This window comes from Nocardia otitidiscaviarum NBRC 14405 (assembly GCF_000308635.1).
Classification (GTDB): domain Bacteria; phylum Actinomycetota; class Actinomycetes; order Mycobacteriales; family Mycobacteriaceae; genus Nocardia; species Nocardia otitidiscaviarum.
Window position 1 is genome coordinate 1 of record NZ_BAGD01000076.1, and the last position, 17,988, is coordinate 17,988.

At 71.1% G+C, this 17,988-nt stretch carries 16 protein-coding genes; 10 read left to right on the forward strand and 6 right to left on the reverse strand.

Annotated features, from left to right (window positions below; translation table 11 throughout):
- Positions 1–787, reverse strand: a 787-nt coding sequence (locus ON31_RS15635) for a TetR/AcrR family transcriptional regulator (RefSeq protein WP_255222128.1), incomplete at its 3' end; no start/stop codon positions are given.
- Between the two features lie 188 nt (positions 788–975).
- Here ON31_RS15635 and ON31_RS15640 point away from each other — a divergent pair.
- From ON31_RS15640 to ON31_RS15650, 3 genes are all read left to right on the forward strand, one after another.
- Complete coding sequence (locus ON31_RS15640) at positions 976–2,502, forward strand: TldD/PmbA family protein (protein ID WP_039814499.1); 1,527 nt, start codon at positions 976–978, stop codon at positions 2,500–2,502.
- A 5-nt stretch (positions 2,503–2,507) separates the two neighbouring features.
- Entirely contained in the window at positions 2,508–3,905 is a 1,398-nt protein-coding gene (locus ON31_RS15645; RefSeq protein WP_039814501.1) for a metallopeptidase TldD-related protein, read from the forward strand.
- Between the two features lie 223 nt (positions 3,906–4,128).
- Entirely contained in the window at positions 4,129–5,007 is an 879-nt protein-coding gene (locus ON31_RS15650; RefSeq protein WP_051037328.1) for a S1C family serine protease, read from the forward strand.
- 7 nt (positions 5,008–5,014) lie between these two features.
- Here ON31_RS15650 and ON31_RS15655 read toward each other — a convergent pair whose 3' ends face one another.
- A complete protein-coding gene (locus ON31_RS15655; RefSeq protein WP_029927917.1) occupies positions 5,015–5,284 on the reverse strand; it encodes a helix-turn-helix transcriptional regulator in 270 nt (89 codons plus the stop codon).
- A 78-nt stretch (positions 5,285–5,362) separates the two neighbouring features.
- On the opposite strand from ON31_RS15655, the gene map reads away from it, so the two are divergent.
- Positions 5,363–6,130 (forward strand): type I methionyl aminopeptidase, encoded by a 768-nt coding sequence (gene map, locus ON31_RS15660; protein WP_039814446.1) that lies wholly within the window; start codon positions 5,363–5,365, stop codon positions 6,128–6,130.
- A 77-nt stretch (positions 6,131–6,207) separates the two neighbouring features.
- Here the strand turns inward: map and ON31_RS15665 are convergent, their stop codons facing one another.
- Positions 6,208–6,927, reverse strand: coding sequence for a DUF8817 family protein (locus ON31_RS15665; RefSeq protein ID WP_039814448.1), 720 nt, complete (start codon positions 6,925–6,927; stop codon positions 6,208–6,210).
- A gap of 117 nt (positions 6,928–7,044) precedes the next feature.
- Here ON31_RS15665 and ON31_RS15670 point away from each other — a divergent pair, with 117 nt between their 5' ends.
- Both ON31_RS15670 and ON31_RS15675 read left to right on the forward strand, forming a co-directional pair.
- Positions 7,045–7,629 carry a PadR family transcriptional regulator gene (locus ON31_RS15670; protein WP_039814450.1) on the forward strand — a complete coding sequence of 195 codons (585 nt, stop codon included), beginning with the start codon at positions 7,045–7,047 and terminating at the stop codon, positions 7,627–7,629.
- A gap of 9 nt (positions 7,630–7,638) precedes the next feature.
- Positions 7,639–8,022: a PPOX class F420-dependent oxidoreductase gene (locus tag ON31_RS15675; protein ID WP_039814451.1), complete on the forward strand. Its 384-nt coding sequence runs from the start codon at positions 7,639–7,641 to the stop codon at positions 8,020–8,022.
- A 170-nt stretch (positions 8,023–8,192) separates the two neighbouring features.
- On the opposite strand, the gene ON31_RS15680 is transcribed toward ON31_RS15675, so the two are convergent.
- The 3 genes from ON31_RS15680 to cobN form a co-directional block, all read right to left on the reverse strand.
- Entirely contained in the window at positions 8,193–8,576 is a 384-nt protein-coding gene (locus tag ON31_RS15680) for a PPOX class F420-dependent oxidoreductase (RefSeq protein WP_039814453.1), read from the reverse strand.
- A gap of 152 nt (positions 8,577–8,728) precedes the next feature.
- Positions 8,729–9,265 carry a DUF8020 domain-containing protein gene (locus ON31_RS15685; protein WP_051037312.1) on the reverse strand — a complete coding sequence of 179 codons (537 nt, stop codon included), beginning with the start codon at positions 9,263–9,265 and terminating at the stop codon, positions 8,729–8,731.
- Positions 9,266–9,507: 242 nt separating this feature from the next.
- A complete protein-coding gene (cobN, locus tag ON31_RS15690; RefSeq protein ID WP_039814455.1) occupies positions 9,508–13,332 on the reverse strand; it encodes a cobaltochelatase subunit CobN in 3,825 nt (1,274 codons plus the stop codon).
- 296 nt (positions 13,333–13,628) lie between these two features.
- Between cobN and ON31_RS34705 the strand changes: the two genes are divergently transcribed.
- The 4 genes from ON31_RS34705 (at position 13,629) to cobJ (ending at position 17,987) form a co-directional block, all read left to right on the forward strand.
- Positions 13,629–13,859 (forward strand): hypothetical protein, encoded by a 231-nt coding sequence (locus ON31_RS34705; RefSeq protein ID WP_051037314.1) that lies wholly within the window; start codon positions 13,629–13,631, stop codon positions 13,857–13,859.
- 238 nt (positions 13,860–14,097) lie between these two features.
- Positions 14,098–15,294, forward strand: coding sequence for a precorrin-3B synthase (gene cobG / locus ON31_RS15700; RefSeq protein ID WP_039814457.1), 1,197 nt, complete (start codon positions 14,098–14,100; stop codon positions 15,292–15,294).
- Between the two features lie 519 nt (positions 15,295–15,813).
- Complete coding sequence (locus tag ON31_RS15705) at positions 15,814–16,449, forward strand: precorrin-8X methylmutase (protein WP_029927935.1); 636 nt, start codon at positions 15,814–15,816, stop codon at positions 16,447–16,449.
- Positions 16,446–17,987 (forward strand): precorrin-3B C(17)-methyltransferase, encoded by a 1,542-nt coding sequence (gene cobJ / locus ON31_RS15710; RefSeq protein WP_039814458.1) that lies wholly within the window; start codon positions 16,446–16,448, stop codon positions 17,985–17,987. Before ON31_RS15705 ends, cobJ begins: the two co-directional genes overlap by 4 nt.
- The last annotated feature ends 1 nt before the right edge of the window (position 17,988 follow it).

Sequence of the window (17,988 nt, forward strand, 5' to 3'; positions counted from 1 at the left end):
CCGATCCGATCGCCTCCGGCCCGATCGCCTCCGACTCGCTGTCATGGTCGGTCGATACGGCGGTATCGCCTCGGGTGTCGAACCCGTGCGCCGCCGTCGCCCCGGCGTCGCCGGTCTCGGTGGCGGGCCGCGGCCAGGTCCGCGTCGCCGAGCCGGTGTCGGCGGGACGCTCGTTCAGCCAGGGGGCCAGCACCTTCGAGGTGGTCTCCTGGATCTTGCGGTGCAGTTGGTCGCCGTCCTCGAGGCCCGGTTGCTGGAACAGGACGGTGAGGGCGCCGGAGACCGCGCCGACCACCGCGCCCACCAGGGCGGCGGCGCCGACGTCGTCGAGCTCGGCCGGGAAGGCCGCCCGCAACTGTCTGGCGATCTCCTGTTGCGAGGCCAGCTGGGCGTAGGCCGCGCGGCCGCTCACGGCGGGCACGGTGCGCGAGATCCGGGCGCGCAGCACCGAGATGCGCGATGCCAGGGTGTCGCCGAGGTGGTCGCCGGGATTGTCGCCCGCCGCGCGCAGGGCGCGCAGCAGCACCTCCACGGGACGTTCGCCGGGGCGGCGGGTGGCGATGGCCCGGACGGCGGCCTGGACCCGTTCGTCGGGTTCCGGGAAGAGCAGTTCTTCCTTGCTCGCGAAGTAGTTGAAGAACGTTCTGGTGCCGACCTCGGCGGTGGCGGCGATATCGGCGACCGTGGTCGCCTCATAGCCTCGGGTCTCGAACAGTTCGACGGCAGCCTCGAGCAGGGCTCGGCGGGTGCGTTCACGTTTGCGGTCACGAAGTGCGGATGGCGGCACGCGGGCAGACGCTACGGCATCCGAGCAGCAAAACGTGGCATGTCCATGGGTTTGTCGCGCGCGTTTCCTGGTGTGCGACTTCGCAGTCCGTGCATTGTTGCAGCGTGTGCAGCTTCGCACGCTGTGTATTCCGGATCGCTCGCGGATGTGGTTGGCGCGTGTCGGATGTCCGGCTTAGCGTGGACCGGGTGAGCATCGCAACCAAGGCCGTGGACGACGAGTTCCGCGCACTGCCCCTGGCCGCGCTCGCCGATGCCGCCCTGTCGGCGGCGCGGTCGGCGGGCGCGAGCTATGCCGATCTGCGGGTGCACCGGCTGGTGTCGCAGTCCATCCGGCTGCGGGACGGCCGGGTCGAATCGGTGGGCGACAGCATCGATCTCGGCTTCGCGGTCCGGGTGATCGTGGACGGCACCTGGGGCTTCGCCTCGCACGCCGTGCTGAATCCGGAGTCGGCGGCGGAGGTGGCGCGCCGCGCGGTCACCGTTGCCACGACATTGCGGGCATTGAATCGCGAGCGCGTCGAACTCGCCGCCGAGCCGGTGTACGACGGCGTGGAGTGGGTGTCGGGCTACGACATCGACCCATTCACCGTGCCCACCCCCGAGAAAACCGCGCTGCTGCTGGACTATTCGCGGCGGCTGCACACCGCCGCCGGCGTGGATCACGTGACGGCGTCGCTGTACCAGGTCAAGGAGCAGACCTACTACGCCGACACCTTCGGCTCCCGCATCACCCAGCAGCGGGTGCGGCTGCAACCGCAACTCGAGGCCATCGCCGTCGACACCGCGGCGGGCGTCTTCGACACCATGCGCACCCTCGCCGCCCCGGCGGGTCGCGGCTGGGAGTACGTGACCGGCGCGGACGGCGTCTGGGATTGGGACGGCGAACTCGCGCGCATCCCGGAATGGCTGGCCGAGAAGGTGGCCGCCCCGACCGTCGTCCCCGGCCCCACCGATCTGGTGATCGATCCCAGCAACCTGTGGCTGACCATTCACGAGTCCATCGGCCACGCCACCGAGTACGACCGCGCCATCGGTTACGAATCCGCCTACGCGGGCACCTCCTTCGCCACCCCGGACACCCTCGGCACCCTGCGCTACGGCACCCCGATCATGCATGTCACCGGCGACCGCACCGAGCCACACGGGCTGGCCTCGGTCGGTTACGACGACGACGGTGTGGCCGGGCAGCGCTGGGATCTGGTGCGCGACGGCATTCTGGTGGGCTATCAGCTCGATCGCGTCTTCGCCCCGCGCCTGGGCATGGAGCGATCCAACGGCTGCTCCTACGCCGACTCCCCGCACCACGTGCCGATCCAGCGCATGGCGAATGTGTCGCTGCGACCGGATCCCGAGCGCGACACCACCACCGCCGAGCTGATCTCCCGAGTGGCGGACGGCCTCTACATCGTCGGCGACAAGAGCTGGTCGATCGATATGCAGCGCTACAACTTCCAGTTCACCGGCCAGCGCTTCTTCCGCATCCGCGACGGCGAGTTGGCCGGGCAGGTGCGCGACGTCGCCTATCAGGCCACCACCACCGACTTCTGGGGCGCCATGGAGGCCGTCGGCGGCCCGTCCACCTGGGTGCTGGGCGGTGCGTTCAATTGCGGGAAGGCGCAGCCCGGTCAGGTGGCGGCGGTCAGCCACGGCTGCCCGTCGGTGCTGGTCCGCGGGATCAATGTCCTCAATACGCGCACGGAGGCCGGGCAGTGAACAGCATGATCGCAGCACCCGAGGTGGTGGAGACCGCGCTGCGGCACTCGCGCGCGGACGAGGCCGTCGTCATCGTCACCGATGCCCACGACGCCTCGCTGCGCTGGGCCGGAAACTCCATGACCACCAATGGTTCCTCGATATCGCGTGACTGGGCGGTCGTCTCGATCTTCCGGGACGGCCCGCGGGTCGCACGGGTCGGCAGTGTCGGTTCCACCAGTGTCGATCCAGCCGAGATCGAATCCGTGGTGCGCGCCAGCGAGGCCGCGGCCCGCGACGCCGAACCGGCCCGTGACGCCATGCCGCTGCTGACCCCGGAGACGGTCGGCCCCGCCGGCCCGGACGGCGAGCTGCCCTGGAACGGCTCCCCCGCCGGTACCGACATCACCGTCTTCGAGGGCCTGGCCCGCGATCTCGCGGCCGGCTTCGACGGCGCGGACCGCCTCTACGGATTCGCCCACCACCAGATGCATTCCAGCTGGCTGGGCACCTCCACCGGGATCCGCCGCCGCTGGGTGCAGCCCACCGGGTCGGTGGAGATCAACGGTAAGCGCGGTGTGGGCGCGGAACTGGCCAGCGCCTGGGTCGGCGCGGGCACCCTCGATTTCACCGATGTCGACACCCCGGCCCTGCTGGGCGAACTCACCCGCCGCCTGGACTGGTCGGCGCGACGGGTGGAGCTGCCCGCCGGACGCTACGAAACCCTGCTGCCGCCGTCCGCCGTGGCCGACCTCATGATCTACATGGCGTGGAGTATGGAGGGTCGCGGCGCGCAGGAGGGTCACACCGCCTTCTCCCGTCCGGGCGGCACCCGGATCGGCGAGCGGCTCACCGAAATTCCACTCACTTTGTATTCCGATCCGAGTGCCGCCGGTCTGGAGTACCGGCCGTTCGTGGCCACCCCGTCGTCCTCGGAGTCGCTGTCGGTCTTCGACAACGGACTCACCGCGCGCCGGGTGGACTGGCTGCGCGACGGCGCGATCGCCAACCTGGTGTATCCGCGCGCCACCGCCGCCGAATTCGATGCCGCCGTCACGCCGCCCGGTGAGAACCTGCTCATGACCGGCGGCACCGACGCCTCGCTCGCGGAGATGGTGGCGCGCACCGAACGCGGACTGCTGCTCACCTGCCTGTGGTACATCCGCGAGGTGGATCCGGCCACCCTGCTGCTCACCGGCCTCACCCGGGACGGCGTCTACCTGGTGGAGGACGGTGCGGTGACCGCCGCGGTCAACAACTTCCGCTTCAACGAGAGCCCGCTGGATCTGCTGCGCCGGGTCGGCGAGGCGGGCCGCACCGAGATCACCCTCCCCCGCGAATGGAAGGACTGGTTCACCCGCACCGCCATGCCCGCGCTGCGCATTCCGGACTTCCACATGTCGTCGGTGAGTCAGGCGACCTGATCCGCGCGATTGCGCCGGGGGCGAACAGCGTGCCGGGACCGCCGGGCGCGGGGCATGCTGGAAGCAACACTGTAATCACGTAATTCGGGTGGTGGTCGTCATGGACGACGAGTCGACCCTGTCCATGCCGGACGATGCCGCGGACGCGACGTCCCCGGGTGGGCGCGAACTGCTGGGCGGCACACCGGACGCCGCCGCATTGGACGCGTACTCGCGGACGGTGATGGCGGTCGCCGAGTCGGTGACGCCGCATGTGGCGAGTGTGCAGACCCGGCGGGGCGGCGGCTCCGCCGTGGTGTTCACCGATGACGGGTTCCTGCTGACCAATGCCCATGTGGTCGGCTCGTCCGGCAGCGGCGGCGTGGTGTACGCCGACGGTGCGGAGTCGAGATTCGATGTGGTGGGCGTGGATCCGCTGTCGGATCTCGCGGTGCTGCGCGCCCGCGGCGGCGCGCCCGCGGCGGTGACGCTCGGCGACGCCGACCGGCTCGCGGTGGGGCAACTGGTGGTGGCGGTCGGCAGTCCTCTGGGCCTGGCCGGATCGGTGACGGCGGGCGTGGTCAGCGCGCTGGGGCGGGCCGTTCCGGTCGGCAACCGGCGCACCGTACGTGTGATCGAGGACGTGATCCAGACCGATGCCGCCCTCAATCCCGGCAATTCCGGTGGCGCGCTGGCCGATTCGGCGGGTCGGGTGATCGGGATCAATACCGCGGTGGCGGGGATCGGATTGGGGTTGGCCATTCCCATCAATGCCACCACCCGCCGCATCGTCGCCATACTGCGCAGCGACGGCCGGGTGCGTCGCGCGTACCTCGGCGTGGTCGGGGTGCCCGCGCCGCTGCCGAGCGCGGTAGCCGACCGCACCGGTCAGGGTGCGGGGCTGCGCCTGGTGGAGGTGGTGCGCGGCGGCCCCGCCGACCGGGCGGGGTTGCGCAAGGGTGATCTGGTGCTGAGTGTGGCGCGGGCGCAAGTGCGTGACGCCCAGGGCATTCAGCGCCAGCTGTTCGACGAGGCCATCGGCCGCCCGCTGCCGGTCACGGTGCTGCGCAACGGCGCGATGGTGGATGTCATCGCGGTCCCCGTCGAACTGTCGGTGGACTGAGCGGCGGTCAGGACGCCGAACGCTGCGGCGACGCGGTGGGCTGACAGCTTTCGGCGAGATCGTCCAGCGGGATGTCCAGGGTGCGGCTCAGCGCCACGATGGTGCCGAAGGCGGGGGTGGGCAGCCGCCCCGATTCGATCTTGCGCAGGGTTTCCGGGGAGATGCCCGACGCGGCGGCGACCTCGGCGAGATCGCGGCCGGCGCGGGCGGTGCGCAGGGCGTGGCCCAGGCGGCGTCCGGCCTCGATCTGGGCGGGGGTCAGCGGAAGTCGGACCATGCGGGTCACTCTACTCGATTTGGTATTTAAATACCGACGCGGGCTAGGGTGGTATTAAAATACCAATCGGAGGTTGTGATGGTGGAACTGAAATCGCCCGCGGAGATCGACCGCATGCGGGTCACCGGCCGGTTCGTGGCCGAGGTGCTCGGCGAACTGCGGGCGCGGGCCCAGGTCGGCGTGAATCTGCTGGACCTGGAACGCCATGTGCGGGAACGGATTCGCGAGCGCGGCGCACAGTCCTGCTACTGGGACTACGCACCCTCCTTCGGTCGCGGCCCGTTCCGCAATACCGTCTGCCTGTCGGTGAACGACGCCGTCCTGCACGGCCTGCCCTTCGACTACGCCCTGCGCGACGGCGATGTGCTCAGCATGGATCTGGCGGTCGGCATCGACGGCTGGGTGGCCGACGCCGCCACCACCGTCATCGTGGGCACTCCCGCCGCCGAGGATCAGCACCTGGTCCGCGCCACCGAGGACGCCCTCGCCGCCGCCATCGACGTCGCCCGTCCGGGCAATCGGGTCGGCGACATCTCGGCCGCCATCGCGGCCGTGGCGCGCGGCTACGGCTACCGGGTGAACACCGAGTTCGGCGGGCACGGCCTGGGCCGGACCATGCACGAGGACCCGCATATCGCCAATGCGGGCCAGCCGGGACGCGGCTACCGGCTGCGCCCCGGCCTCACCATCGCCATCGAGCCCTGGTTCGCCCGCACCACCGATCGCGTGGTCACCGACCCGGACGGCTGGACCATCCGCTCCGCCGACGGCTCGCGCACCGCGCACTCCGAGCACACGGTGGCGATCACCGCCGACGGGCCGGAGGTGCTGACCGTCGCGGCCTGAGTTTCGTCGCGGCTCGGATACCGCACGTCTGGTCCGGCGGCCGCGCACAGCACCGCAGCATGGGGTGGCAACGGCGATCAGTCCGTCGTATCGAGCCATTCCTCCAGCGCACCGACCACGCGCAGTTCCGCCGCGACCACCGCGCGGTCGGCCTCGGACAATTCGAGTTCCGCCAGTTCCGAACGCACGTCGGCTGCCCGCGCGGTATCCCCGGTGGCGACCGCGATCTCCAGCAGCTGCGCCAGCGCCCGCCCCTTGTCGACGGCCGGTGCGGTGGCGCCGAACCGTTTGAGCCCGGTCACGATGGCGCGGGCGGCGGCCTTGTCGTCCATCTTGGAATCCCGCAGGATGCGGGCATTGTCGAGGACGCGCGCCAAGCCCTCGAGATTGCGCGCGCCGCCGTATTCGGGATCCGGCTCGTCGGGCCGGATGTAGATGATCGCGTTGCCGACCGGGTCGACCACCGTGAAGCGCGTCTGCCCGGGCCGGAAGCGGGTGATGCGCGGATTGCCGCGCGCGGGCACCCTGCCGTAGCGAGCGCGCAGGGCGGCGGTGAACTCCGCGTGCAACTTCTCGACATCCTCGACGAAGACCAGGCAGCCGACGTGCGCGGTCTGCGCGTCGACGCCGCCGTGCGGGGTCGGTCCGAAGTGCACGTGCCAGCCGTCGCGTTCGACCGTCCCGTAGGTGTACGGGCGCGTCTGCTCGCTGGTGACCTCGTAGCCGAGCGTGCGGTAGAAGTCCAGGGTCTCGGGCAGGTCTCCGCCCCACAGCACCGGCACCGAGAGGTTCGCCATCCCATCACCTCACTCTTGGTAATCAAATTTGACTACCTCAGCCTAGGGGCGCTTCGAAGCGGAAGTCAAGTTTGATTACCATGAGCGGGACCGTCACCGCCGCCGAAGGAGACCGCCATGTCCACCGTGCGCCTGCTCGTCCTCGGCGTGGTGCGTCTGCACGCCCAGCCGACCTACGGCTACGCGGTGCGCCGGGAACTGCTGTCCTGGCGGGCCGAGACCTGGACGAATGTGAAACCCGGCTCGATCCACCACGCGCTCAAACAGCTCGCCCAGGAGGGCTGCCTGCGGCCGCTCGGCACCGAGGGCAGCAGCCAGGGTCCGGGCCGCACCCTCTACGAGCTCACCCCCGCCGGTGACCGCGAGTTCCTGCACCTGCTGGAATCCGCGCTCGTCAGCGTGGATATGGAGGAGCTGGGCGCGGGTATCGCCTTCATGGACGCTCTCCCCCGGGCCCGGGTGATCGAACTGCTGCGCGAGCAGCGCGCCCGCAGCGAGGAGATCCGGGTCGGGCTGCTCGATATGATTCCGGAGTTCCCGAGCCGCCACGAGGCCCCGTACTCGACGGATCTGCTGGAGCTGTGGAGCGGCGTCTTCGGCAATCTCACCGGCTGGACCGCCGGACTGCTGACCCGACTGGAAGCGGGCGAATACCGCATGGCGGACGATCCGGACACGGCGGTCGATGGGGACGCGGGTTAGGCTGCGGGCGTGGACAATCCGTTCGGCCCGGTGGGCGACTCCAAATACGTGCTGCTGACCACCTACAAGAAGGACGGCACGCCGGTCGGCACCGCGGTCTGGGCGGTGCTCGACGCCGGTCGCCTCTATGTCTGGACCGTGACCGACAGCTGGAAGGTCAAGCGGCTGCGCCGCGACCCCCGGGTCACCCTGCAACCCTGCGACGCCATGGGCAAACCGCGCGGTGCGGTGGTCTCCGGAACCGGCGTCGTACTCGATGCCGAGGGCACCGATCGCGCCCGCGCCCTCATCAAACGCAAGTACGGCATCATGGGCTGGCTCGGCGTGCAGGGCAGCCTGCTGCGCCGCGGCCGGGGCGGCACCATCGGCCTGGAGATCACCGCCGACAGCTGAGCGGGCCGGGCGGAGCATCCGATCGCATGCCCCGGCCGACTCGCACCGCGCGACCCGGGCAGGGTGCGCGCCCGATCGCCGGACCCGCGGCGGCACCGTGAACCCGGCGCACGCGCTCCGGTGTCGGCGGAGTGCTGCGGTGCTCGCGGTTCTTCCGGCCCGCGGAACGGTTACGACGCCCGCGGGGTGACGGCCAGCCCCACCGAGCTGCCCGCCCCGCGAATCAGCTTGTGCCCCTTGATCGCGAGGCTGCCGAGCAGGCCGTACTTGTCCGCCAGCACGGTGCGCGCCCGCGCGGTGCCGTCGGCGTCGAGCACGCTCGCGGTACCCTCGACCACCTCGTGGCCGCGCGGCTTACCGCGATTGTCGCTGATCTGCAATGTCACCCGGGGGTCGCGCCGAATCCGCTTGACCTTCCAGGCGTCGGCATTGGTCCACACCAGGATGCGGTCGCCGTCGGGGGCGACCCACACCGGCGTGCCGACCGGCGTGCCGTCCTTCTTATAGGTGGTGAGCAGGGCGTATTTGGCCTCGGCCACATCGTTCCACGTCATGTCCCCACGGTAGGACGGGGCGCGGCCGATCACATCCGTCCCGGAGCGCAGTGCCGTCTACGACCGTGGACGGAGTCGGATGTCTGGCGGACGCGGCACCGCCGGAGTCGGACTCCGGCGGTGCCGTGTGGCGGCTGCCTCCCGCCTCGATGTCAGCGCTGGCTCGCGATGATGGCACCGAGCAGGCCGCCTACCCCACAGCCGACGACCGCGCCGACCACGAAGAAGAACACCCCGATCACCGCGCCGACCACACAGCCGATGATCGCACCGGCCACGATCGATCCGGCATCGGCGACATGTTGCAGCGCAACGGTTTCGGCCGTGGCGGGCGCGAGGTCCGCGGCGCTGGCCGGGTGGACGGTCAACACGGTGCCGCTGGCATCCAGTTGCGGCACAACGCTGATGGAGCGGTCCGCCACCTGGTAGGTGAGCGGAATGGCCGCGATGGTGGCCCCGCCGGGCGCGATGACGGCCACCGCGTCGTGACCCAGTTCGAACCGGCCGGAGGCCAGGGTGGTGGTGACGGCGCTGCGGTCGGGAGCCAGCGTGGTGGTGTACTCGACCCCTCGATCGACACCACTGATGCCCGGCGCGGCCGGAGCGCCCTGTGCCGTCGCCGTGGCAATGCCCAGCGCGGCGGCGGAAATGAATGCGGTAGCGGCGAATTTGGCGATACTCATGATCATTACTCGCAATCGAGAGCCGATTCACCGCAGGCCCGAGTTCGGTGAATTCGATCAGTGCGGCGAATCGGGGGATCAGTTATATCCGATGCCTCCCCGAAATGACATCGAACGATTCTTATGATCCTCTCAGAGTTGGCGGTGCGGAAGCCCCCTGAACCGGGGTTGTCCGCCGATGTCCGCAGGACACGCCGCCGCGCCCGCGTTGGTGCGCCCGCGCCGCCGCGGGCGCACCACGGGCCGAATTATTCGAGTTCGCCCTCGGTTTCGAGGTAGATCTGCTTCAACCGCGCGAGCGTCTCGTCCTCCGGCCGCTCCCACAGGTTCCGCTCCGCCGCCTCCAGCAAACGCTCCGCGATACCGTGCAGCGCCCAGGGATTCGACTGTTCCATGAACTTGCGGTTCACATCGTCGAATACGTAGCTGTCGGCGAGTTTCTCGTACATCCAGTCGGCGACCACATTGGTGGTGGCGTCGTAGCCGAAGAGATAGTCGACGGTGGCGGCCATTTCGAACGCGCCCTTGTAGCCGTGCCGCCGCATGGCGTCGAGCCAGCGCGGATTCACCACGCGCGCCCGGAACACGCGGGTGGTCTCCTCCGAGAGGGTGCGGGTGCGCACGGAATCCGGGCGGGTACTGTCACCGATATAGGCTTCCGGATTCTTGCCGGTGAGCGCGCGCACCGCGGCCACCATGCCGCCGTGGTACTGGAAGTAGTCGTCGGAGTCGGCGATATCGTGCTCGCGGGTGTCGGTGTTCTTGGCCGCCACCGCGATTCGCCGATACGCCGAGCGCATGTCGTCGGAAGCGGGCGCACCGTCGAGATCGCGGCCGTAGGCGTAACCGCCCCAGGTGGTGTACACCTGCGCCAGATCGTCGTCGGTGCGCCAGCTCTTGGAGTCGATGAGCTGGAGCAGTCCCGCGCCGTAGGTGCCGGGCTTGGAGCCGAAGATGCGGGTGGTGGCGCGACGCTCGTCGCCGTGCGCGGCCAGATCCGACTGGGCGTGGGCGCGCACGTAATTCGACTCGGCGGATTCGTCGAGCCCGGCCACCAGCCGCACCGCGTCGTCGAGCAGGGCGAGCACGTGCGGGAAGGCGTCGCGGAAGAAGCCGGAGATGCGCACGGTCACGTCGATGCGCGGGCGGCCCAGTTCGTCGAGCGCGATCGGTTCGAGGGTGGTGACGCGGCGGCTGGCCTCGTCCCACACCGGCCGCACCCCGAGCAGTGCGAGCACCTCGGCGATGTCATCACCCGCGGTTCGCATGGCGGAGGTGCCCCACACCGACAGGCCCACCGACCTCGGGTACTCCCCGTGGTCGGCGAGATAGCGCTCGAGCAGCGAATCCGCCATGGCCTGACCGGTTTCCCAGGCCAGCCGCGAGGGCACCGCCTTGGGGTCGACGGAGTAGAAGTTGCGGCCGGTGGGCAGCACATTGATCAGGCCGCGCAGCGGGGAGCCGCTCGGTCCGGCCGGAATGAAACCCCCGGACAGGGCATGCAGCACCCGCTGCACCTCCACCTCGGTCTGCCGCAGTCGCGGCACCACCTCGGTGGCGGCGAACCGCAGCACCGCCCGCACGGCGTCCGGACCGGCGGCGGGCGCGGTCGAACCGGCGGATGTGGCCGCACCGCCGGGTGCGACAGCGTTTCCGGGCACGGCCGTCGTCCCGCCTGCGGCCGAACGGCCCGCCTCGGCTACCACCGAATCCCCGCGCTTCTCCGTGTCCCCCGCCAGGGCCGCGCCCGGTGCCGCCGCGTCCCCGGAGGCGGCGGCGTCCGCGAGTGCCGGTGTGGCCTCGGCGTTCTCACCCGTGCCGCCCGCCGCGATCTGCGCGTCGACGATCGCGTCGATGGCGTCGACCGACCAGTCCGCGGCCTGCAAGGCGGCGACGAGAGCGCGGGCGCGTGCCTCGAAACTGTCCACCCGGTTGCGGGATTCGTCGCCGGACTCGCTGAGCCCCAGCGCTTCTCGCAGACCGGGCACGGACACCTCGCCGCCCCACAGCTGCCGGGCGCGCAGCATGGCCAGCACCAGGTCGACCTCGGTCTCCCCCGCCGGGGCCTGGCCGAGCACGTGCAGGCCGTCGCGGATCTGCACATCCTTGATCTCGCACAGCCAGCCGTCGACGTGCAGCAGCATATCGTCGAAGACGTCCTCGTCCGGGCGCTCCTCGAGGCCCAGGTCGTGGTCCATCTTGGCGGCGCGCATGAGGGTCCAGATCTGCTGCCGGATGGCGGGCAGCTTGGCCGGGTCGAGCGCGGAGATATTGGCGTGCTCGTCGAGCAGCTGCTCCAGCCGCGAGATGTCACCGTAGGTTTCGGCGCGCGCCATCGGCGGGATGAGGTGGTCGACCAGGGTGGCGTGGGCGCGGCGCTTGGCCTGGGTGCCCTCGCCCGGATCGTTCACCAGGAACGGATAGATCAGCGGCAGATCGCCCAGTGCGGCGTCGGTGCCGCAGGAGGCGGACATGCCGAGGGTCTTGCCGGGCAGCCACTCCAGATTGCCGTGCTTGCCCAGGTGCACCATGGCGTCGGCGGCGAAGCCCTCGGGCGCGGCGAGCCAGCGGTAGGCGGCCAGGTAGTGATGGCTGGGCGGCAGATCCGGATCGTGGTAGATGGCCACCGGATTCTCGCCGAAGCCGCGCGGCGGCTGCACGATGAGCACCACATTGCCGAAACGCAGTGCGGCGATGACGATCTCGCCCTTCGGATCGGCGGAGCGGTCCACGTACAGCTCACCCGGCGGCGGCCCCCACGCCTCGATCACGTTCTCGCGCAGGTCGTCCGGGAGGGTGTCGAACCAGGCGGTATAGGTGTCGGCGCCGATGCGGATCGGGTTGCCCTCGAGCTGTTCGGCGGTGAGCCAGTCCGGATCCTGACCGCCCGCGGCGATCAGGGCGTGGATGAGCGCGTCGCCGTCGCCCTGTTCGAGGCCCGGGATCTCCCCCGGTGCGCCGAGATCGTATCCGGCGGCCCGCATCTCGGTGAGCAGCCGGATGGCGCTGGCCGGGGTGTCCAGGCCGACGGCATTGCCGATGCGGGCGTGCTTGGTCGGATACGCCGACAGCATGAGCACCACGCGCTTGTCGGCATTGGGGATGTGGCGCAGCCGGGCGTAGCGCACCGCGATCCCGGCCACCCGCGCCGCCCGCTCCGGATCGGGCACGTAGGCCGACAGGCCGTCGGCGTCGAACTCCTTGAAGGAGAACGGCACCGTGATGATGCGGCCGTCGAATTCCGGCACCGCCACCTGGGTGGCCACATCCAGCGGCGACAGCCCGTCGTCATTGTCCTCCCACTGGACCCGGCTGCTGGTCAGGCACAGGCCCTGCAGGATGGGCACATCCAGGTCGGCGAGCGCGCCCACATCCCACGCCTCGTCCTCGCCGCCGGCCGAGGCGGTGGCGGGTTTGGTGCCGCCCGCGGCCAGCACGGTCACCACGAGCGCGTCGGCCTCGCGCAGCCGGGCCAGCAGTTCCGGCTCGGCGGCGCGCAGCGAGGCGCAGTACAGCGGCAGCGGCCGCGCCCCGGCCGCTTCGATGGCGGTGCACAGCGCGTCGACATAGGCGGTGTTCCCGGCCAGCTGCTGGGCGCGGTAGTAGACGACCGCGACGGTGGGCGCGTCCGCGGCGACCGGCTGCGCGGTGCGCTCGAGTTCACCCCAGCGCGGCATCTCCACCGGCGGTTCGAAGCCGTGCCCGGTGAGCAGCACCGTGTCGGACAGGAAGTTGTGCAGTTGCCGCAGGTTCAGCGGCCCGCCCGCGGCGAGGTAGTTGTGCGCGTCGGCGGCCACACCGCCGGGCACGGTGGACTGTTCCATGAGTTCGGCGTCGGGTGCGATCTCACCGCCCAGCGCGACCAGCGGAACACCGCTGGCGCGCAGCGTCTCCAGTCCCTCCTCCCAGGCGCGGACGCCGCCGAGGATGCGCACGATCACCAGATCGGCGCCCGCGAGCAGGGCGGGCAGATCCTCCGGCAGCAGCCGCGCCGGATTGGCGAGCCGGTACTCGGCCCCGCTGGCGCGGGCACTGAGCAGATCGGTATCGGAGGTGGACAGCAGCAGAATCACGGTTCGGCCTTCCTTGGGGTGACGCGCCCGGCACGGTTCGGCGCTCATGGGGAAGGTCTGACTGTCACAGTGGCGCGACCGCACCGGAATTGCACCGGTTTCTTCCGTCCGACGAGCCTCGCGACTCTATCGCGCGGGGATCACAGTGCTGCAACCTCTCCGCCCGGCCCGGTGCCACGACCCACGCGCGGGCGTACGCTGCGCGTATGCCGAACACTCCGGGTTGGGTCAGGCGGAATCGGTTCGCCGCCTGGTCAGGGTACTTGTGCGCATTGGTTGCTTTCGCAACGCTGGCAATGGCATTGACCGCTGCCGGCACCGGACATTCGCAGTGGGCGATCGTCGCCGGCGGGATCTGCGCGGCCACACTCCTGTTCGCGCTGATGCTCATGACCACGACCGTGCACCGCGACCACCTCGAACACCACGACAGCCCGAGCCTGCTCAACGACACCTACGCCACCGGTCCGAGTTGGGCGAGCGGGCGCGGGGCGACGCCGGGAATCGAACCGCATCACCTGCGCTGAGGCCCGTATCCACCCCGACCGGCGTGAGTGCCGCGGGCGGCGACGGCGCGATCGCAGGATGCCGGAATCGGCGCGCACGCCACCGGTGTCGGCGCAGGGATCCGAGCAGGCCGGTGCCGGTCGAGTTCGCCGACGGTGCACGGAGTGCGACACCCGAGGATGGCGGGCATCGCAGGCCCGCCGCGACTCGGTGCCCCGGCGACGGGTCCACCCGGGTGTCCGTAGGCTGGATCGGGTCATGACTCGAACAGATCCCGATTCCTGCCCGGGCGTGCTGCGACTGCACGAGGCCGCCGACGGGCCGCTCGCCCGCATTCGCGTGCCCGGCGGTCGGCTGGCACCGGCCCAGATGCAGGCGCTGGCCGAGGCGGCGCGGGAACTCGCCGACGGCGGCATCGAGCTCACCTCCCGCGCCAACGCGCAGCTGCGCGGAGTACGTGACGCCGCCGAGTTGGAGCGGCGGCTGCGGGCGGCCGGGCTGCTGCCCAGCGGCACGCACGAACGAGTGCGCAATATCGTCGCGTCCCCGCTGTCGGGCCGGGTCGGCGGCTGGACCGATGTGCACGCGCTGGTTCCGGCACTCGATGCCGGTGTGCGCGCCGCGCCGCGACTGGCCGAGCTGCCCGGCCGGGTGCTGTTCACCCTGGACGACGGTCGCGGCGATGTGAGCGGGCTGGGCGCGGATATCGGGGTGCACGCCGTCGACGAGGACACCTACGCCGTGGTGCTGGCGGGGCGCGACTCCGGTCTGCGCGTGACCGCCGAACATGCCGTGGATACCGTGCTGCACGCCGCGCACGGTTTCCTGGAACTGCGCGAGGACCAGTGGCGGCTGCACGAGATCCCGGACGGCCCGGCGGCGCTGGCGGACCGCCTGCGCGCCGCGCATCCGCATCTCACCACCGCCGAGACCGTGGCGCTGCCGCCACACCAGGAACCTCCGATCGGCTGGCTGACCCAGTCCGACGACCGGGTGGCGCTGGGCGCGGGCGTGCGCCTGGGCTCGCTGCCCGCCCGCACCGCCGAATTCATCGCCGCCGTCGACCGCCCGGTCGTCATCACCCCGTGGCGGGGTCTGGTGATCACCGACCTCGACGAGTGGGCCGCCGAACAGGTGGTGCGCGTGCTGGCCCCCATGGGTCTCATCTTCGACGCCGCCTCCCCCTGGCTCCAGGTCACCGCCTGCGCGGGCCAGCCCGGCTGCGCCAAATCCCGCACCGACGTCCGCGCCGACGCCGCGGCCGCCGTCGAGGCGGGCCGCGTACTGCCTTCCGGCCCACCGCAACCCGCCGCCGACGAGCTGGCGGCCGACGAGGTGGTCGCCACCGGCCGCCAGCACTGGTCCGGCTGCGACCGCCGCTGCGGCCGCCCCCGCGGCCCCGCCACCGAGGTCACGGCCACGCCGACCGGCTACCGGGTGGTGCCGCCCGCGTAGCCTGCCGCCTGACGCACCGCGTTCGGCGTCGTTCGGGTGGCGGCACCACCCGGGCGGGTGCGTACGGCAGCCCGTCGCGTGCGCCGGCCGTGTCCACGCGGCGGCTCGATTGCCGCACGGACCTGAAACACTCGCGCATCCGGCGGGCCTCGCCCGGGAGTTGGCGCGCCGCGCCGACCGCGCCACCACCTGGGTGGCGCGTCGGCGGTCGGTACCGCCGTGGCCCCGGTCCGCACCGTCTCGCGGCCCGCCACCGGTACCCCGCTCGCCAGCGCATCTGCTGCCCACCCCGCCTCTCATTCCTCGGGCACCGCGCACGGCCCCGACACCACCACCTCCGCTCCCGCGCACCGCAAGGCCGTCCGCGCCCAACGCCGAGCAGCGCGCCGGAGCCCCGCACGCCGCAAGGCCGGATCCGCACCCGCCGCCGAGCATCGGCCGGAAGTTCGCACTCGGTTCGGATTCGTAGCCCGTACCCGGCGCGCGGGGGTCGCGCGCGCTCCTCCTAGTCTGGACGCCATGTCCGACGTGCGTGCCAGCTACCTCACCGACGGGGCCGAGATCTATCGGCGCTCGTTCGCCACCATTCGCGCGGAGGCGGAGTTGGCGCGGTTTCCGGCGGACGTGTCGCAGGTGGTGGTGCGGATGATCCACGCCTGCGGGCAGGTGGATCTGGCCGCCGACGTGGAATTCAGCACCGATGTGGTGGCGAAGGCGCGGGCGGCGCTGCGGGGCGGTGCGCCGATTCTGTGCGACGCCAAGATGGTGGCGTCGGGGGTGACGCGCAAGCGGCTGCCCGCCGACAACGAGGTGCTGTGTCTGCTGGATGATGCGCGGGTGCCGGAACTGGCGGCGGCGCTGGGCAATACGCGGTCGGCGGCGGCGCTGGAGCTGTGGCGCGACCGGCTCGACGGGGCGGTGGTGGCCATCGGGAACGCGCCGACCGCGCTGTTCCATCTGCTGGACATGCTGGACGCGGGTGCGCCGCGCCCGGCCGCGGTGCTCGGGATTCCGGTCGGTTTCATCGGCGCGGCCGAATCCAAACAGGCCCTCGCGGAATACGGCGGCGTGGAGTTTCTGACGGTGCGCGGCCGCCGGGGTGGCAGTGCCATCACCGCCGCCGCCCTCAATGCGATTGCGAGCGAACAGGAATGAGCGGCAAGCTCTGGGGTGTCGGATTGGGACCGGGCGATCCGGAACTGGTGACGGTCAAGGCGGCGCGGGTGATCGGCGCGGCCGACGTGATCGCCTTCCACAGTGCCCGCCACGGCCGCAGCATCTCCCGCGGCATCGCGGCACCGTATATGCGGGCGGGCCAGCTCGAGGAGCATCTGGTCTATCCGGTGACCACCGAGACCACCGACCATCCCGGCGGCTATCAGGGCGCGATCGACGAGTTCTACGAATCCGCCGCCGCCCTGCTGGCGGACCATCTGGCCGCCGGCCGGTCGGTGGCCCTGCTCGCCGCCGGTGACCCGCTGTTCTACAGCTCCTTCATGCATATGCACCGCCGCCTCGCCGACCGCTTCGACACCGAGATCATTCCGGGCGTCACCTCGGTGAGCGCGGCCTCGGCGGCGCTGGGCACCCCGCTCGTCGAGGGCGACCAGGTGCTGACGGTGCTGCCCGGCACCATGCCGGTGGACGAGCTCACCCGCCGCCTGCGGGAAACCGACGCCGCCGCCATCATGAAACTGGGCCGCACCTATCCCGGTGTGCACCAAGCCCTCTCCGATGCCGGGCGACTCGACGACGCCTACTACGTGGAACGCGCCAGCAGCACCCGCCAGCGCGTGCTGCGCGCCGCCGACGTGGACGACGCCAGCGTGCCGTACTTCGCCATCACCGTGGTCCCCGGCCCCGAACCGGCGACCCCGATCCCGCTGACCCCCGCCGCCACCGCCGCCCCCGTTCCGGTCGCCTCCGCGACCGCCGAAAAGACGGCCGTACACGGCGAAGTCGTCGTGGTCGGCCTCGGTCCCGGCGCGGCCGAATGGACCACCCCCGAGGTCACGCGGGCACTGGCCGAGGCCACCGACATCGTCGGCTACAGCACCTATGTGAATCGCGTGCCCGAGCGTCCGGGGCAGCGCCGCCACGCCAGTGACAACCGCGTGGAGTCCGAGCGTGCCGCCATGGCCCTGGATCTGGCCAAGCGCGGAGGCAGGGTGGCGGTGGTGTCCTCGGGCGATCCCGGCGTCTTCGCCATGGCGGCGGCCGTGATCGAGGAGTCGGCCGATCCGCAGTGGTGCGATGTTCCGGTGCGGGTGCTGCCCGGAATGACCGCGGCCAGTGCGGTCGCGAGCCGGGTCGGCGCACCGCTGGGCCACGACTTCGCCATGATCTCGCTGTCGGACCGCCTCAAGCCGTGGGAGGTGGTGGCGCGCCGGATCGCCGCCGTGGCCGCCGCCGATATGGCCTTCGCCGTCTACAACCCGGCTTCCTCGCAGCGCACCTGGCAGGTGGCGGCCATGCGGGAGCTGGTGCTCGAACACCGCAAACCCGATACCCCGGTGGTGCTCGGCCGCGATGTGGGCGGGCCGACCGAATCGGTGCGGGTGGTGACCCTGGCGGAGCTGGATCCGGTCGAGGTGGATATGCGTACCCTGCTCATCGTCGGCGCGTCCAGCACCACGGTGTTCGAGACGGCGGGTGGGCCACGCGTGTTCACCTCCCGCCGCTACACCGATTAAT

Coding starts and splice junctions, on each gene's coding strand:
- ON31_RS15670 (WP_039814450.1), top strand. CDS start 7,045: ATGTCCACCGTGCGCCTGCTCGTCCTCGGCGTGGTGCGTCTGCACGCC.
- cobJ (WP_039814458.1), top strand. CDS start 16,446: ATGAGCGGCAAGCTCTGGGGTGTCGGATTGGGACCGGGCGATCCGGAA.
- ON31_RS15650 (WP_051037328.1), top strand. CDS start 4,129: ATGGCGGTCGCCGAGTCGGTGACGCCGCATGTGGCGAGTGTGCAGACC.
- ON31_RS15665 (WP_039814448.1), bottom strand. CDS start 6,927: ATGGCGAACCTCTCGGTGCCGGTGCTGTGGGGCGGAGACCTGCCCGAG.
- ON31_RS15680 (WP_039814453.1), bottom strand. CDS start 8,576: ATGACGTGGAACGATGTGGCCGAGGCCAAATACGCCCTGCTCACCACC.
- ON31_RS34705 (WP_051037314.1), top strand. CDS start 13,629: ATGGCATTGACCGCTGCCGGCACCGGACATTCGCAGTGGGCGATCGTC.
- ON31_RS15705 (WP_029927935.1), top strand. CDS start 15,814: ATGTCCGACGTGCGTGCCAGCTACCTCACCGACGGGGCCGAGATCTAT.
- ON31_RS15685 (WP_051037312.1), bottom strand. CDS start 9,265: ATGATCATGAGTATCGCCAAATTCGCCGCTACCGCATTCATTTCCGCC.
- ON31_RS15645 (WP_039814501.1), top strand. CDS start 2,508: ATGATCGCAGCACCCGAGGTGGTGGAGACCGCGCTGCGGCACTCGCGC.
- map (WP_039814446.1), top strand. CDS start 5,363: ATGGTGGAACTGAAATCGCCCGCGGAGATCGACCGCATGCGGGTCACC.
- cobG (WP_039814457.1), top strand. CDS start 14,098: ATGACTCGAACAGATCCCGATTCCTGCCCGGGCGTGCTGCGACTGCAC.
- ON31_RS15655 (WP_029927917.1), bottom strand. CDS start 5,284: ATGGTCCGACTTCCGCTGACCCCCGCCCAGATCGAGGCCGGACGCCGC.